14 protein-coding genes are annotated in these 16,439 nt (G+C 41.2%); 10 read left to right on the plus strand and 4 right to left on the minus strand.

The window, feature by feature from the left end; all coding sequences use genetic code 11:
• Positions 1–111: 111 nt before the first annotated feature.
• Entirely contained in the window at positions 112–1,560 is a 1,449-nt protein-coding gene (locus tag QWZ08_RS01475) for a hybrid sensor histidine kinase/response regulator (RefSeq protein ID WP_290335402.1), read from the minus strand.
• 598 nt (positions 1,561–2,158) lie between these two features.
• Between QWZ08_RS01475 and QWZ08_RS01480 the strand changes: the two genes are divergently transcribed.
• The 5 genes from QWZ08_RS01480 (at position 2,159) to QWZ08_RS01500 (ending at position 8,403) form a co-directional block, all read left to right on the plus strand.
• Positions 2,159–2,410 carry a hypothetical protein gene (locus tag QWZ08_RS01480; protein WP_290335403.1) on the plus strand — a complete coding sequence of 84 codons (252 nt, stop codon included), beginning with the start codon at positions 2,159–2,161 and terminating at the stop codon, positions 2,408–2,410.
• 122 nt (positions 2,411–2,532) lie between these two features.
• The gene (locus tag QWZ08_RS01485) at positions 2,533–2,931 is read left to right on the plus strand and encodes a GNAT family N-acetyltransferase (protein WP_290335404.1); all 399 of its coding nucleotides are present in this window, start codon (positions 2,533–2,535) and stop codon (positions 2,929–2,931) included.
• A gap of 158 nt (positions 2,932–3,089) precedes the next feature.
• Positions 3,090–3,971, plus strand: coding sequence for a sugar phosphate isomerase/epimerase family protein (locus QWZ08_RS01490; RefSeq protein WP_290335405.1), 882 nt, complete (start codon positions 3,090–3,092; stop codon positions 3,969–3,971).
• 11 nt (positions 3,972–3,982) lie between these two features.
• Positions 3,983–6,862, plus strand: a complete 2,880-nt coding sequence (locus tag QWZ08_RS01495) for a PVC-type heme-binding CxxCH protein (protein WP_290335406.1) — start codon at positions 3,983–3,985, stop codon at positions 6,860–6,862.
• Positions 6,863–7,035: 173 nt separating this feature from the next.
• Positions 7,036–8,403, plus strand: coding sequence for a Gfo/Idh/MocA family protein (locus QWZ08_RS01500; protein WP_290335407.1), 1,368 nt, complete (start codon positions 7,036–7,038; stop codon positions 8,401–8,403).
• Positions 8,404–8,771: 368 nt separating this feature from the next.
• On the opposite strand, the gene QWZ08_RS01505 is transcribed toward QWZ08_RS01500, so the two are convergent.
• From QWZ08_RS01505 to QWZ08_RS01515, 3 genes are read right to left on the minus strand one after another with little or no spacing between them, the layout of a single operon-like run.
• A complete protein-coding gene (locus QWZ08_RS01505) occupies positions 8,772–8,993 on the minus strand; it encodes a hypothetical protein (RefSeq protein ID WP_290335408.1) in 222 nt (73 codons plus the stop codon).
• On the minus strand, positions 8,993–9,880 hold the full coding sequence (locus QWZ08_RS01510; protein ID WP_290335409.1) for a hypothetical protein: 888 nt from the start codon (positions 9,878–9,880) through the stop codon (positions 8,993–8,995). Before QWZ08_RS01510 ends, QWZ08_RS01505 begins: the two co-directional genes overlap by 1 nt.
• A gap of 10 nt (positions 9,881–9,890) precedes the next feature.
• Entirely contained in the window at positions 9,891–10,631 is a 741-nt protein-coding gene (locus tag QWZ08_RS01515; protein ID WP_290335410.1) for a hypothetical protein, read from the minus strand.
• A gap of 485 nt (positions 10,632–11,116) precedes the next feature.
• Between QWZ08_RS01515 and QWZ08_RS01520 the strand changes: the two genes are divergently transcribed.
• The 5 genes from QWZ08_RS01520 (at position 11,117) to glgP (ending at position 16,369) form a co-directional block, all read left to right on the plus strand.
• The gene (locus tag QWZ08_RS01520) at positions 11,117–11,332 is read left to right on the plus strand and encodes a hypothetical protein (RefSeq protein ID WP_290335411.1); all 216 of its coding nucleotides are present in this window, start codon (positions 11,117–11,119) and stop codon (positions 11,330–11,332) included.
• A 47-nt stretch (positions 11,333–11,379) separates the two neighbouring features.
• Entirely contained in the window at positions 11,380–11,829 is a 450-nt protein-coding gene (locus tag QWZ08_RS01525) for a pyridoxamine 5'-phosphate oxidase family protein (RefSeq protein ID WP_290335412.1), read from the plus strand.
• A 426-nt stretch (positions 11,830–12,255) separates the two neighbouring features.
• Positions 12,256–14,235, plus strand: coding sequence for an ATP-dependent zinc metalloprotease FtsH (gene ftsH / locus QWZ08_RS01530; protein ID WP_290335413.1), 1,980 nt, complete (start codon positions 12,256–12,258; stop codon positions 14,233–14,235).
• Between the two features lie 30 nt (positions 14,236–14,265).
• On the plus strand, positions 14,266–14,706 hold the full coding sequence (locus QWZ08_RS01535; protein ID WP_290335414.1) for an Hsp20/alpha crystallin family protein: 441 nt from the start codon (positions 14,266–14,268) through the stop codon (positions 14,704–14,706).
• A gap of 13 nt (positions 14,707–14,719) precedes the next feature.
• Positions 14,720–16,369 carry an alpha-glucan family phosphorylase gene (gene glgP, locus QWZ08_RS01540; protein ID WP_290335415.1) on the plus strand — a complete coding sequence of 550 codons (1,650 nt, stop codon included), beginning with the start codon at positions 14,720–14,722 and terminating at the stop codon, positions 16,367–16,369.
• Positions 16,370–16,439: the final 70 nt, after the last annotated feature.

Raw genomic sequence — 16,439 nt, forward strand, 5'->3', positions numbered from 1 at the left:
CTCAAGATTGTGTATTCATATTGTAAATAGGTTGTCAACGAGCTGAATAGTCGTATTATAAACTTTTTTCCGGGCAGGTGTGAATGCTTCTTTAGCATGAGTTTTAATTATTTACGCGCTCATTTTTTTTAAATTAATAATAAAGCTGGTGCCATGATTAATTTTTGATTGCACTTCTATGAGTGCCGAATGCGATTGAAAAATGTTCATTGTAGCAGCAAGTCCCAATCCCATGCCGTTTGATTTGGAAGTAAAATAAGGCTCAAATAATTTGGTGATATTTTCTTCACTAATACCACTGCCGTTATCGTCAATGGTAACTACATAATTGGCATTGTCATTTTTTATGCCAATCGTTAGTTTCCCTTCGTTGTCTTTCATGGCTTCAATTGCATTGATGATAATATTTACAAAGCCTAGTTTCAGCTTTTCAAAATCCCCCATGATCCATAAGCTATCCATGGTATAGTTACGTTCCAGGCGAATGTTTTTAAGCATAATTCTGTCTGACGCACTATTGATACTTTCCTCAATTACTGAGCGGAGGCAAATTTTATCGAGAATGATTTCTGCAGGCCTGGCGGAATTTAGCAGTTCCGTTATAAGGTTTCCGATGCGTTTGCTGTTGCGTGTAATAATATCCAGCAAAAAGGCAGGTTCTTCCGCCTGAATCAATGAGGTCAGCTGGTCTGACGAAAGGTAAATATTGTTAAGCGGGTTGCGTACTTCATGAGCGAGAATGCGCACAAACCGTTGTGTAGATTTTAATTTTTCGGTTTGAAGGGTAATTTTTTCTGCTTTTTTTAAACTTGTTATATCATGAATAATACCCTGCATATACAAATGGCCCTTGCCATCTTTTTCACGTGTAACAGAAACAATGCAATTAATTCGTTCCCGGTTTTTAGTGTATAAATCCAATTCTTTATCAGATAACTCACCGGCTGCAGCCAACTCCTTTTCAATTAAATGCTGGTTTTCTTTGTCCGCCAATAAATCATAAATACTTAAGTGAAGCATTTCTTCTTTTGTGTATCCGCATAGCAAGGAAGCGGCATGGTTTACATCTTTAAACATCAGCTGCTCATCTGCCATAAAAACACCGTCACGGGAATTTTCAAAAAAGTTGCGGAATTTTTGTTCATTGGCACGGAGGGCTTTTAAATAAGTAAACCGTTCCAATGCGTAACGAATACACCTTTCTAATTTTTCTGTTGTAAGTTCAGATTTAACAAGATAGTCCACCGCACCTGCCTGCATGGCTAACACATCAATTTCCCTGTTGCCAAGACCGGTGAGTAGTATTAGAGGTTCTTCACAACCATTGTTAATAGCTTCGTGGATGAGCTCTAAACCAGTCTGTCCACGCAGCCTGTAATCAACAAAATAAACATCATATTCACCTTTGCAGATTTTGTCCAATGCTGCTTTATAAAATGAGCAGCTGTCAATGGTGAATGAATGGCCATTATCTATTTTTTTTATTAACTCACTTGTAATAAAAAAATCATCTTCATCATCATCAATAATTAGAATCTTAAGGGGCTTGTTGACAGGCATGTATAAAAGGATTTATTAGTATTGGATCCGGTTTAAAAAATATTGATTTTAAATATTACTCGTTAACAGTCTACCAAAAAGTGTCCATATTTTTCCCCGTTTTTTTTCTCTCGGCACGAGGAATTTACAGAACAACACGCTCACATTAGCCGGCATAAATATTGTCAAGCCGTTCATCCACTTTTTTAATTATGTCGGTTGAATTCGTTGTCTGCGTCCTGTTTGATTCTGATAACATTCGGTTAATAATTTTAAGTATGATAAATCAATTTGGATAATAAGAATTTTGATATTTGTAATAGGAGTTTATTACTATACCTGTACGCTATTGTATTGATGTGCCTGGCCCACTTACCGGTTAATCATGATAAGGATTTTTGTGGTTATTGTTTATAGATATCACAGGGTCAATTAACTACTTGTAATATCGGCAGCAATCAAGAGCTAAAAAAGCATGCCAATATTTTCTATAAAATGTTCACTTTTGATTTTGGCAAAAAGCACTTTACAAAAAGCATTTTTTTTGCAAGATTTTGCAGACGAATTGATGTTGCGACATGTATAAAAATGACCTTACCTTGCCGCTGAAAATATTTACATGGATAATTTTTTTGACATACCGCTGCAATACAATGCGACACATTACCATTTTTCTGCTGAGTTAGTTACTGCAGGATATAGTTATAAAATAATAGTGTACGTGAAAGGAAAAATTATTTCGTTTGAGCCTGATGAGGAGGGATATTTCCGTGCGGTGGTAAGCCCGGATGACATGGAAGCAGACAAAAATATTGAAAGGGATTTGCTGGAAGCAATTGCAGATCAGCTGATGTTGATGTTTAAGGATTAGGTGTACAAATCAAAAATTTGAGGGGTGGGCCTTTTACTATTGAACAATTAATGATTGGGTTTTTTACGGGCTGCAGAAAATAAGTATTTTGTACTATCTTTTTAGAATAACAAATTTCATTTATGCCGATTGTTTATAAAGAAGATGTAATACCAACAGCAGAACAGGTAATCATCTTATATAATAATGCTGGTTTACCAAGACCGACCGGGGATGCAGAGCGGATAAAAAAAATGTACGCTCATTCTAACCTGGTCATTACTGCCTGGGATGGAGCAACATTGGTTGGAGTATCCCGCTGTATTACGGACTGGTGCTGGAGTTGCTACCTCGCAGATCTTGCAGTACAACCGGGTTATCAAAAAGAAGGCATCGGCAAAAAATTGATTGAGCTTACAAGGGAAAAAGCAGGAGAACAAACAATGGTTCTGCTGCTTTCTGTTCCTGAGGCAATGACTTATTATCCAAAAGTTGGTTTTACAAAAGAAGAAAGGGCATTTGCTAGTTACAGAAAGATATAGCTGAATTGCGATTTGCTCTATGGCTCTAAACGGTGTTTACTTTTCAATCAGATTTCACAAATCCGGCTGGGTTGCAAAATATTTTCAGTGACTTTGTTATTCACTGAAAACCTATGCTATATTTATGAGCAGAATATTCTGCCATTCAAATTGCCGATATGCTTACACGCCGACAGTTACTTAAACATGCTGCCTTACTGGCTGTCTTTCCAGGAAATGCTTTTGACACCATTGCCAGTGTTGAGGGTAAAAAAAATATTTTTAAAATAGGGGCCTGCGACTGGAGCCTGGGCAAAAGCAGTGATATCGGAGCTTTTGATATTGCAAAGCAGATAGGGTTGGATGGCATCATGGTAAACATGGGGTCGCTGGAAAATAACCTGCATTTGCGTGATAAAAGTTTGCAGCAGCAATATCTTGATGCATCTAAAAAAACAGGTGTTAAAATTTCGAGTCTTGCCATTGGCGAATTGAATGCCGTGCCGTACAAATCTGATGCACGCACAGAAGAATGGGTTTGGGACAGTGTGGATGTAGCCAAAAATTTAAATGTTTCAATGGTACTGCTGGCGTTCTTCAGCAACAATGATCTACGCAATGATGCTGCCGGAAAAAAAGAAGTGATCAGCCGTTTAAAGAAAGTAGCGCCGCATGCAGAAAAGAACGGGATCACACTGGGCATAGAATCTTACCTTGATGCAGATGAGCATATGGATATCATTGATAAGGTAGGTTCAAAAAATATAAAAGTATATTATGACTTTCGTAATACTGCTGATGCAGGTTTTGATACCGTCAAGGAATTTAAAAAACTGGGTAAGCATATGGTGGGCGAATTGCACATGAAGGAAAATGGCTTTCTGCTTGGTAAAGGCACCATTGACTGGCGTACTGTGAGCAATGCAGTGTATGAAACCGGTTACTATGGCGATGGATGGATGCAGATAGAATGGGCCATGCCAGGGGGAGCCAATTTGGTGGAAAGCTATCAACAGAATCTTCAGTTTTTAAAAAATATTTTCCCGAAACCTGTTTACTAATATCACTTTTCATGAAACGATTTCTTTCATTAACCTCCATTACAATTATAATAGTAATTTATTTCAATGCATGCCGTTCCCCTGCTCCAAAAAATGAAACCGGGCTGTATGTGCCTGATGATCTTATTGCGACACTCTGGGCGGAGTCGCCCATGATGTATAACCCAACAAATATGGATGTGGACAGTAAGGGGAGGATATGGGTTACAGAAGCGGTGAATTACCGGAATTATAATAATGATTCAACGAAATTTTTACATCATTCAGGTGGCGACAGGGTAATGATTCTGGAAGACACCGATCAGGATGGAAAAGCAGACACGTCAAAAGTATTTGTACAGGACAGCGACCTCGTTTCACCAGTTGGCATTGCTGTGATCGGCAATAAAGTAATTGTTTCCTGCTCTCCTAACCTGATTGTTTATACGGATGAAAACGGCGATGACAAACCCGATAAGAAGGAAATTTTATTAACTGGCTTTGGTGGTAAAGACCATGATCATTCACTGCATTCTGTCACCGCCGGGCCGGATGGCAACTGGTATTTTAATGTGGGTAACGCAGGCCCGCATCACGTAAAAGATAAAAGCGGTTGGAACCTGCATTCAGGAAGCATCTATACCGGCGGATCTATTTATAATAATACCAATGAAGGCAATCAAAAAAGTGACGATGGAAAAGTTTGGGTGGGCGGTTTAGCACTTCGCATCAATCCTGATGGAACGGGCCTGAAAGTATTGGGACATAATTTCCGTAATTCGTACGAAGTGGTTACTGATTCTTATGGCAACCTTTGGCAGAATGATAATGATGACCAGGTTGTAACTTGTCGCACCACCTGGTTGATGGAAGGCGGTAATGCGGGTTATTTCAGCACGGATGGTACACGTTTCTGGCAGGCTGATCAGCGGCCCGGACAGGATATTTTTGCTGCGCACTGGCACCAGGATGATCCGGGTGTAATGCCTGCCGGTGACCGCTCTGGTGCAGGTGCACCTACCGGTGTTGTTATGAATGAAAGTGATGCGTTGGGGAAGGCTTACAGGGGTATGTTGTTAAGTGCCGATGCTGGTAGGAATGTAATTTTTGGGTATCATCCGGCCATGCAACAGTCAGGCTATAATTTGGGCAAACGGGAAAATTTTATCACTTCACTTGCCGGAGATAATGAAGGCTATGTATGGAATGACAGCGCACAGAATACACTAAAAGAAAAATGGTTTCGCCCGGCTGATGTTACCATTGGAACTGACGGTGCCATCTATGTTGCAGACTGGTACGACCCTGTTGTGGGTGGCCACCAGATGAAGGATAGCATTGGGTACGGAAGGATCTATCGCATTGCTCCCAAAAATAAAAAACTAATTAACCCGGTGATTGATCTCAGTATAGTAAAAGGGCAGATAGCGGCACTTAAAAATCCAGCTGTCAATGTTCGCAACAGCGCATTTGAAAAGCTTAGACAGCAAGGCGCAACAGTTGTTACTCCAGTTAAGGCATTATTGCAGGATGAAAATCCTTTTGTACAGGCGAGGGCAGTGTGGTTATTATCTAAATTAGGTGCTGATGGGAAAAAGGAAGTGGAAAAAATATTAACCAACCGGGATGCATCACTCCGGGCTGTTGCGTTCCGTTCTTTACGCCAGGTAGCTGCTGATATAATGCCTTATGCAAAGCAATTATCAACTGATACATCGGCTTTTGTACGAAGGGAAATAGCCATTGCTTTAAGAGATACACCGTATGCGGCAAAAAAAGAAATACTGCTTTCACTCGCTGCGCAATACGATGGTAAGGACAGATGGTATCTTGAAGCTTTGGGGAGTGCGATGGATGCCACTGCGGGTGCATGGTATGATGAATTGAAAATATTACTGACGGAAAAAAATACACAGCCACCTGCTAAATGGAATAAAAGAATGGCTGATTTTGCCTGGCGCCTGCACCCTGTAAATGCAGTAAACGATATCGCACAAAGAGCTGCCGACTCCTTATTGCCCGCTGAAGAAAGAAAAAGAATGATCACGGCATTGGCATTTATAAACGATCAATCTGCAGCAACGGCAATGGTCAGCGTTGCAAAGTCTGGCCTGCCGGATGTAAAAGAACAGGCGGTTTACTGGCTGTCTTTTCGCCAGAGTAATGATTGGTATAGTTTGATTGACTGGTCAAAAATAAACCTCAACACAGCGTACGAAAGAAAGCTTGCAGCAATGAAAGTAAAGCGACAGACGATACTGGACGAGCGTCAGTCGAAAGATGAACGCAGCTGGCGAACCGAAGAAATGGCAGCCGATTCAGTTGGTGGACAGTTGCTCATTGGCCTAATGGCAGAAAATAAATTACCTGCCATTTTATTCCCGGTTGTGCAGGAGCATCTTTCCAATAACCCGGATCTAGCTGTCAGAGTTCAGGCTGGTAAATACATCAACAAGGGTAGTGGTAAAACATTTTCCATTGATGCAATTGCCAGGCTAACCGGTGATGCCGCCTTGGGTAAAGCTGTTTTTAAAACTACCTGCAGTACCTGTCACCGCATTGGTACAACAGGGAATGATATAGGACCGGAACTTACGGCCATTGGTAAAAAATTTGACAAGGTGGCCATGCTGGATGCCATTATTAATCCTAGTGCCGCTATTGTTTTCGGCTATGAACCATGGCTGGTAAATACAAAGGATGGAGAATCTGTTTTTGGGTTTCTTGTTTCCGATAATAAACAGTCTTTGGTAATAAGAGATATCATGGGTAAGAAACACGTTATCGCACAGGATAAAATAAGTTCAAAGAAAAAGCAGTCCAAAAGCCTGATGCCTGATCCTTCAACAACCGGGTTAACAGAAAAAAATCTGGCTGATGTTACCGCTTATTTATTGGCTGGAAAAGAATAGCTGGATTAAGAGTTAATCAATGCAACAAAGTATGATTCAGCTGAGTTGTGTTGCAATTTAACTAATCGGTGCTGCGGACCTGCTACAACAATTCCAGTCAATCTATAATGCATTTTATGAATCGCAATACTTATCTTCAATAAGCAAATCTTATCCACTTCAAACATGCTTCCATGAATTCATTCGAAATCAACCGCCGCAAATTTATTAAAGGTGCAACAGCGTCGCTGGCCCTCGGTGCCCTCGATGTAAACGGATTAAATTTTATGTTACCGCCGGAGCGGCTGCGGGTTGGCTTGATCGGAACCGGCTGGTATGGCAAAAGTGATTTATTTCGGTTGATACAAGTGGAACCTGTTGAGGTGATCGCCCTGTGTGATGCGGATAAAAACATGCTCAGCGATGCGGCAAAAATGGTGAGCCAGCGACAACTGTCGCGTAAAACGCCCCGCCTGTACACCGACTTTCGAAAAATGCTTGCGGAAAATAAACTTGATATTGTACTGATCGGTACACCAGATCATTGGCATGCGCTGCTGGCCATTGCGGCGATGCAATCAGGTGCGCATGTGTATGTACAAAAGCCCATCAGTACAGATGTGCTGGAAGGAGAGGCCATGGTGGCCGCGGCACGTAAATACAACCGGGTGGTACAGGTAGGCACACAACGCAAAAGCACACCGCATCTAATAGATGCGAAAAAGAATATTATTGAAACAGGCTTACTTGGAAAGGTATCGCATGTAGATATGTGTTGTTACTACCACATGCGTGCGAATGGTAATCCTGCTGTAAAACCAGTGCCCGGGTTTTTTGATTATGAAATGTGGACAGGCCCTGCGCCGATGCGTCCTTACGATGATCTACCGCACAAACGCTGGTGGCGTACTTTTATGGAATACGGCAATGGCATCGTGGGGGATATGTGCGTACACATGTTTGATACTGTAAGGTGGATGCTGCAGTTGGGCTGGCCAAAACGCATCAGTTCAACAGGAGGAATATATGTTCAAAAAGAAGGTAAGTCGAATATTTCAGACACCCAATCAGCGCTGTTTGAATATGACGAATTAAACTGTATGTGGCAGCATCGCAGCTGGGGAACCCCGGCAGACCCTGATTATCCCTGGTCGTTTATTATCTATGGCGATAAGGGAACACTGAAGGCAAGCACCATGCAATATGATTTTATACCAATGGATAAAAATCAAAAGCCCATTCATAAAGACGTTGTGTACGAAAAAGAAAAATATCCTGAAGACCTTGCCGAACCGGATATTGAATTAAATGCTGCACCCGCTACCAGGCTGCACATGCTTGACTTTTTAAAAGCTATACGGCAGGGAGGAAGGCCTGTCGCCGATATTGAACAGGGGCATATCTCTACCGCCAGTTGCATACTCGCCAATATGTCTATGAAGGTTGGCCGGCCGCTGGTATATGATCCGGCGCAACGTAAAATTATCAATGATATAGAAGCGAATGGGTTACTGCAAAGGCCTTACCGTTCGCCGTGGGTTCATCCGGCGGGGATGTTGTAAATGCAGGCAGCACCCGATTTCGACCTGGAATAAAAAAATTAAATGGGTGTGTAAGTATCGTATTAATCCTGTAATAAAGCTAAGGCTGCCTTATGATTTATTTTAATGTCGGTTTCCCGGCAGTACCGCTTCTGTTGATTGGCTATGTATAGTATCAGTTGTTGATACAAAAGAAGAAAATGAGTTCAATGGTAACTGATGTGCTGTACGCAGTATTCATTAGCCGGCGCATATTGATTTGTATTTATTTTTTACTTCCTGAAGTTTTATCCTGCTGCATGGGAGCGGTTATCAGCACAACGGACTGCCGGTGGTAACCTGTCATTTTAAAAAACGCAGCCGGTATTGCTTTTCTTTTTTATATCCTGTTAATTTGTGTCTGTTCTTTTTATCAGTGTCATTTTTTTTATTGCTTTTGCTGTGTCGGCTTTTTTTGTTGGCTGCAATAATTGCTGTTTTAACGCCGGTTTTGCAGAGATGGGCTGTCTCATTTCTTTTACCGGCACAGGTTGTAATATTTCGTTTTTTATTACAGGTTGTTCAATTGCTTTTTGCAGCGTAACAGCAGGCGAAACAGCTGGGTTAACCACTACAGGTACATCTTTTTTTCTGCAGGTTTAAATGTTGGATTCTCCTTTACTTCATCAACACCAGGTTTTACCAGGATTATTTGTTCGGCAGGCATGCTAAAATTGTTTTTTTGCAGTGTCGTTTTATCTTTTATAAGTCCTTTTTGGATTTTAACCGGTGGCACAAGCTGGCGGGTGCCCTGTGGCTTTACAATCATTTTTGCTTTATTGATTCTGTTTATTGTGCGTGCATCAAATTGTACCGGTTTTAAAACACCATTCACTTTTACAAAGCCCTTTGTGCCCACCAATTGTATTTTACTGCCCACAGGATCAATATTGCCATCTTTTAATATCATGAATAATTTGACCCGGTTCTCCAGTGCCAGATCGCAACTGCCAAACTGTGGAAATTGTACTTCCGATTCCGGAACTGGTTTGCAACTATCCGTTGCACAAAAAACAAATAAATGGTGTGTGGTATCATAACTGCCGTCAAACACTTCTCCTGCATTGGTTTTCCATTGGGCGAAAATGCCTACAAACACAATGGTTTTTCCATCACCGGGTGTAATGGGATTGTTGTTGCTGGCAAAACCTGTACCGGTAGTGGGTGTAACAGTTCCACCACTATTTCCCTCACGGGCATCATTGCCTGTAACAACAGCTGTAGCGCCGGTTTTTGAATCATCAGGATTCAATAGATTATCGTGCAGACCCGTGCTGCCTGATTTTGCCACAACCCTGGTATCTCCGCCATCGGTTGATTCACCCGGTAATTTTTTTTCAGTACCATCAGTTGAACCTGCTGCTTCGGCTTTCTGTTCACCGGCTGCATTAGTCTGCTTACCCGTATTGTTACAGGCAGCAAGCAATACAATCAACACAAATAAGATTGTCTTTTTCATGAAATAATTTTTAAAGTGAACGCAGAATAATTTTTGACAGCAGGATATCTTTTTTATTAACGTAGTAGATGTAACCGAGGGGCAATGCGCCCAAGGCTTTGTTAAAAGGCCGCTGTTGCAAAACAATATAATAGTCATCAGATTCAGCCAACAGCCTGAGTAGCTGCTGCTGATCATTTTTTAAAATAGCGATGTCATTGTAAAAAATATGGTTTCGGGAAAGTGAGGAGTCAAGCACAATGGCGGGGCTCACCAGGTCGGCCTCTTTTCTGAAAATAAACTGCACAGACTTCAGGTTTTCTGTATGAATACGGTCTTGCCGGTAATTGTCAGCCGCCACCCTGCGGGCCACTTTAAACAACAGGGGAAAAATGAGTACTAAAAAAATAATGAGTGCCAGTAAAGAATACTGCTTAATCATTTTTTTTAAAGTAACCATGACCAGGTTATTTAAAAGAAGGGTATTTATTTTTTCAAAGAAGGTATACCGTTGACGGAACAGATCGATAATGAACAATACGAGCAGCCGGATCAATACGAGTACTACAAAAACTTTGACCCAGTACAAAAAGGAAGCAGATGTAATTACATTGTAAGAATACATGAGGTAGCTGCTGTAATCAATCTTTATTGAAGCGGTAGAAATACCGAATTGCTGGTAATAAAAATTTACATACACCCAGGCAATAAAGTAGAGATAAATGCCTGTGACGATGGTGAGGTCCCTGATTAACTTTAGTGTATCTGCCATGATTGAAAACGTGTTTTTTTTATCATGGATCTGGAGATAGACGCGTAGTTACAGACGTAGAACGGATGATATAAAAATACTCATTAAAGATAAAAACCGCAATACCGCAAAAGGGGAATTGTAACGAATAAGAAAAGCAGAAAATCTATACCCGGTTGCGTTTTTAACTCGCAGCCGTTAACCATTTACCAACCGGGAAATGCCATTTACACAGATATTACCATGGCTGCACGTTGGTAGTTTTATGCAAAGAGGCTGCCGACCTGATAACGGCAACTGTTCAAAAAGAATTGATCTTAGCAATATCGCACTGACCATTCTCAGTATTTATCCTGACGGTCGTCTTTGCAACTCCATAAGCTTAAAAATAATTTTGTTTGGCGGCATAGTATTGGGTAGTCAGAAAAATGCTTTTTGCCTGCGTTTATCCGTTGTAATGTTCATAATCGCAAGAGAGGTTTGTAATAATATAAGTTTTAAAAAAAATGGAAAACTTTCAACATTTCCTGGTGCAGGAAGACGAACTGATTATGCTGTTAAGCAACGAAATCGAAGAACTCGACCGTATGTTTATGCTGGAGAATTGTATGCACAGCAGCATTAAGAAAGAGGTGTATGGAAGGCTGGGTAAGCTGCACATTCACTTAGTGGCAATGGAGCACCAGTTTAACAAAATGAAAAGCATTTTTGAAAATATGTGAGCAACTATGCTGCAACGAATACTGTATTCACCAATCAACTTAACACCATGACCGGAGAATTAAATGAAACGCAAATTAATAATTTACTAAGCAGCCAGGTGGTTGGCAGACTGGGCTGTTCAAAAGGAAAGCAGCCCTATGTTGTACCGGTGACATTTGCCTATGATGGCGTTTATATTTACGGACAAACTACTGAAGGTACCAAGTTGGAGATATTACGCAAAAATCCTAAAGTATGTTTTGAAGTAGATACCATGACAGATATGAAGAACTGGCAAAGCGTTATTATACAAGGCATATTTGAAGAGTTAAAAAGCAAAGAAGCTGAGCAAACCAGGGAAATTCTCTACAGCCGCATCTTTCCACTATCAACCAGCAGTACTATACACACATATGGTTATCTGCAAAATGGTAAAGTAGAGGATAACGCAAAAATTAAAGATGTGATGTACAGGATAGCGATAAAAAAAGTAACCGGCAGGTTTGAAAAAGGATAAAAAGCCGGCCTGGTAAATAGCGCCATAATTCGGCGCAAATGAATCTCCTTACAATTGCAAATCCCTATAAAATGTGATGATCACAAACAACTAAAAAGTTGACTTCTGTCATTGATAACCATCCCCTGCTGTCACTACCTTTAGGCTGGTAAAATTTGCTTTTGACCGGTTACATGGAAATGACAGTAAGATTTGTAACCAATACTACTTATCCGAAGCAGAAAGATGCTGCTGAATTAACCAATACCAGGGCAGGTTTTACGGAACTGTAACAATCTTTCATTACAAGCGGGGTAAACTGTTTCAGTTTGCATTTGAGGCGGATTTTAATGAATCTGCCTTCTTGATTTATCATACGTTTAAATACAACTTCACTTTGCGATAAACTTACCAATCTTCTTTCAACATGAAATGGAATAGCAGGCGATGACAAATGATAGCAACAATATTGAACAACCACAAAACACACCTTCTGAAAGGCGTACACAATGGTTTATGTACCTGCTGTTCTTTGCCCTTCTTCTGCTACCATCACTGATTAACAGCTACAGCACAACAAAAGAAATCGCATGGCAGCAATTTGAAAATGACATACTCAGCAGGAAGGCTGTTGACAAAATCAATGTCATCAATAATGAGCGTGCCGAAATATACATCAGGAAGGCATTTGCCGGTGACAGTATGTTCAGGGAAGTTTTTAAGCCCGCTTTTGGCAAGGGCGTTTACACCGGCCCGCATTACGTTATTCATATTGGTTCGATAGAAACTTTCGACAGGAAACTGGATGAGGCCGAGAAAAATTTTGCAGCAAATGAAAAAATTAATGTTCAGTATATAAAAAAATCAAACTGGTTTTGGACCGCCGCCGGATGGATTTTACCATTTGTTCTGTTGCTGGGTGTATGGAATTATATGTTCAGGCGGTACAGCGGTGCAGAAGGCGGAACAGGAATTTCCTCCATATTTAATTTTGGAAAGTCAACCGCTACCTTATTGGAGAATCAGCAAAGCAATGTAACATTTAAAGACGTGGCCGGTTTAAAAGAAGCTGAAATGGAAGTGAAGGAAGTAGTTGACTTTTTAAAAAATCCGGGTGCGTTCACAAAGCTGGGAGCAAAAATTCCGAAAGGCGTTATTTTAGTGGGCCCGCCGGGTACAGGAAAAACGCTGCTGGCAAAAGCTGTTGCCGGTGAGGCTCAGGTGCCTTTCTTCTCCATTTCAGGGGCGGCATTTGTTGAAATGTTTGTTGGCGTGGGCGCCTCCAGGGTTCGGGATTTATTTAAGCAGGCGAAGCAAAAAGCACCCTGTATTATTTTTATTGATGAGATAGATGCCATTGGAAGATCAAGAGGCAAGGGTGCGTTTTTAGGTGGTGCCAATGATGAAAGAGAGAGTACATTGAACCAGTTGTTAACAGAGATGGATGGTTTTGATACCAACAGCGGTGTAATTGTATTGGCTGCCACCAACCGTGCAGACATACTGGATCCTGCATTGATAAGGCCGGGAAGATTTGACAGGCATATTTACCTGGAGCTGCCCAACATGCTGGAACGGGAAGAAATTTTTAATGTGCACCTGCGGCCGCTGGTGATTGATAATTCCGTGAATTCGCATTTTTTGGCTTCTCAAACGCCGGGCTTTTCAGGCGCTGATATTGCCAACATTTGCAATGAAGCGGCACTGATTGCGGCCAGGAATAAAAAAGACAAAATCGGCAGGGAAGATTTTATGAATGCAGTAGAACGGGTGGTCGCGGGCATCGAAAAAAAGAGTAAGATTATTTCGCCCGAAGAAAAAAAGATCATTGCCTACCATGAAGCCGGCCATGCGGTGATCAGCTGGCTGATGAAAACAGTGGATCCGATTGCAAAAGTCTCTATTATCCCCCGGGGCAAATCGCTGGGCGCAGCATGGTATCTTCCGGAAGAAAGACAACTGCTCGCAAAATCTGCTTTCAGGGAAAATTTATGCGCCGCCCTGGGCGGACGGGCAAGTGAAGAAGTGGTATTTGGCGAAGTTTCTTCCGGAGGTTTGGATGACCTTGAAAAAGTAACCAAGGCAGCGTATATGATGGTGGCTTACTATGGTTTTAACGAAAAGATAGGCAGTACCAGTTTCTTCGATTCAACAGGTCAGCGGGACACCGGCCTTCAAAAACCTTATAGCGAAGAAACCGGTAAGATCATTGATGAAGAAGTAAGGAAATTGGTGAATGATGCCTACCAGCAAACAAAGGAAATTTTGAAGCAGCATATGCAGTCATTGGAAAAGGTTGCGAAGTTGTTGCTGCAAAAAGAAGTAATTTTTAAAGAAGACCTGGAAATGATTTTAGGAAAGCGTTCGACAGGAAAAATCACAGCTGAATCGGGTGGTGAAAATGTTGCTGCAATGATTCATGCCTGAGCATTTTTATTCATTTTTAAAATAAAAAAAATGAAAAACGTTGCCATACGAAATACAGACTGCACAGTGTATCCTGGTACTTATGTGCCTGCACAGAATGAAACAGATTTGCAGGTGGCGCTCAACCTGCCTCACAAAGGCAAAATGATTTCGCCGCCAGCCAATGTTACAGAACTCGCCGATTTGTATAAAATTGAAGTGGCTATCCCCGGAGTTGAAAAGGGTAATTTTTTAGTATTTGCTGATGACAATACGCTGTCTGTTGCAGTAATGAATTACCCGCCTGATAAAGACGAAAATTTCAGGCTGCATGAATTTAATTTCGAATGCTTTAAACGCCTTATTCCATTGCCAAAAAATATTGATGCGGAATTTGCCAATGCAGAATACAGGAATGGCATACTTTATATGAATGTTCCCAAGGCAATCAATCCTGTAGTGAATCAGCATATTCAAATTGTAGTGTATTAATCAATCAGTACAAATGAGTTTTTCATTCAGCTATCCCTATACACCTGACCCCGGCTTTAAAAAAAGAGTGGCTTATTTCTGTATGGAATTTGCTATTCATCAACCATTAAAAACCTATGCAGGCGGGCTGGGTTTTTTGGCAGGCAGTCACATGCGCAGCGCTTACGAATTAAAACAAAACGTAGTGGGCATCGGTATTTTATGGAAGTATGGCTATTACGATCAGATCCGTAAGCAAGATCAAACCATGGATGTTTTGTTCCAGGAAAAAATCTACGGCTTTCTGCAGGAAACAAATATCAAATTTACCATTAAGGTTTCCGGGCATGATGTGTTTGTAACAGCCTGGTATTTACCTCATGAAGTTTTTGGAACTGCACCTGTTTTTTTTCTTAGTACGGATCTTCCTGAAAACGATTATCTCGCTAAAACCATTTGCCATAAGTTATACGATGCCAATCCAGAAACAAGAATTGCAGCTTCTATATTGTTGGGCGATGGCGGGGCGAGATTGCTGGAAAAATTGAATTGGCTGCCGGAAGTGTATCACCTGAATGAATCGCATGGACTGCCGCTGGCTTTTCATTTATATAAAAAATGGGGTAGCCTTCAACAGGTACAGCAACAGCTGGTATTTACCAATCATACGCCCGAAGCGGGCGGCAATGAAAAGAAGCACATTTCGTTGTTGGAAAAATATGGATTCTACTGTGACGTATCCCTGGAAGAAGTAAGGGAAATAGCAGCGATAGAAGATGATGTAATGGACTATACATTGACTGCATTAAAACTGTGTGGGCGTGCGAATGCAGTATCTTATTTGCACCTGCAAACTTTACTTGGCTTGTGGCCGGAAGTGCCCGAAACCGGCAAACTGACTGCCATAACCAATGCACAAAATTGTGCTTACTGGCAGGATAAAAAAATGTATGAGGCGCTGAAAGGTGATGATGATAATGCACTTATAAAAAGAAAAAAAGAATGTAAGCAATTGTTGTTTGAAGAAGTGGCTGATCAAACAGGAGAGATTTATGACGTTGATATTTTGACAATTGTTTTTGCAAAGAGATTTACGGGTTTTAAACGTGCCGACCTGCTGTTCATAGATATGGAACGTTTTCAGCAGCTGGCTGCAAATATTAATATGCCGGTACAAATAATTTGGGCCGGAAAGCCTTACCCGATGGATTATGCAGCGATCGCTATGTTTGACAGAATAGTGAACATTTGTAAATCATATGCTAATTGTTCGGTGCTGGCAGGCTACGAATTGAAGTTATCTGCGATGCTGAAGAAAGGAGCGGATGTCTGGCTCAACGTGCCGCGGATAACACACGAAGCTTCCGGTACCAGCGGAATGTCAGCTGCTATGAATGGCGCTGTAAACCTGTCTATACCGGATGGCTGGTTTCCTGAGTTTGCAAAAGATGGTGTTAACAGTTTTGTTATACCCGCAGCAAATGAAAATCTGCCGGTACATGAGCAGGACGATGCTGACGCAGCAAGCCTGTATGATATGCTGGAAAAGAGGATAATACCGATGTACTATAACAATCCCGGCAAATGGATATCGCTCATTAAAAATGGCATGAAGGATATTAGTCCGCAATTTGACAGCAAAAGAATGGTTACTGAATATTATAACAAATTATACCAGCAATAATGCTTTTAAACGGTTGTGAAGTATGATTGGAATCAATATATACTTTGATAACAGTCATAGCAATCCATTG

Origin of the sequence: Ferruginibacter paludis, from assembly GCF_030409685.1 — a bacterium.
In the GTDB taxonomy this organism is placed as follows: domain Bacteria; phylum Bacteroidota; class Bacteroidia; order Chitinophagales; family Chitinophagaceae; genus Ferruginibacter; species Ferruginibacter paludis.

Excerpts from the sequence above, each read along its gene's own strand:
- QWZ08_RS01475 (WP_290335402.1), bottom strand. The coding sequence starts at position 1,560 with ATGCCTGTCAACAAGCCCCTTAAGATTCTAATTATTGATGATGATGAA.
- QWZ08_RS01480 (WP_290335403.1), top strand. The coding sequence starts at position 2,159 with ATGGATAATTTTTTTGACATACCGCTGCAATACAATGCGACACATTAC.
- QWZ08_RS01485 (WP_290335404.1), top strand. The coding sequence starts at position 2,533 with ATGCCGATTGTTTATAAAGAAGATGTAATACCAACAGCAGAACAGGTA.
- QWZ08_RS01490 (WP_290335405.1), top strand. The coding sequence starts at position 3,090 with ATGCTTACACGCCGACAGTTACTTAAACATGCTGCCTTACTGGCTGTC.
- QWZ08_RS01495 (WP_290335406.1), top strand. The coding sequence starts at position 3,983 with ATGAAACGATTTCTTTCATTAACCTCCATTACAATTATAATAGTAATT.
- QWZ08_RS01500 (WP_290335407.1), top strand. The coding sequence starts at position 7,036 with ATGAATTCATTCGAAATCAACCGCCGCAAATTTATTAAAGGTGCAACA.
- QWZ08_RS01510 (WP_290335409.1), bottom strand. The coding sequence starts at position 9,880 with ATGAAAAAGACAATCTTATTTGTGTTGATTGTATTGCTTGCTGCCTGT.
- QWZ08_RS01515 (WP_290335410.1), bottom strand. The coding sequence starts at position 10,631 with ATGGCAGATACACTAAAGTTAATCAGGGACCTCACCATCGTCACAGGC.
- QWZ08_RS01520 (WP_290335411.1), top strand. The coding sequence starts at position 11,117 with ATGGAAAACTTTCAACATTTCCTGGTGCAGGAAGACGAACTGATTATG.
- QWZ08_RS01525 (WP_290335412.1), top strand. The coding sequence starts at position 11,380 with ATGACCGGAGAATTAAATGAAACGCAAATTAATAATTTACTAAGCAGC.
- ftsH (WP_290335413.1), top strand. The coding sequence starts at position 12,256 with ATGACAAATGATAGCAACAATATTGAACAACCACAAAACACACCTTCT.
- QWZ08_RS01535 (WP_290335414.1), top strand. The coding sequence starts at position 14,266 with ATGAAAAACGTTGCCATACGAAATACAGACTGCACAGTGTATCCTGGT.
- glgP (WP_290335415.1), top strand. The coding sequence starts at position 14,720 with ATGAGTTTTTCATTCAGCTATCCCTATACACCTGACCCCGGCTTTAAA.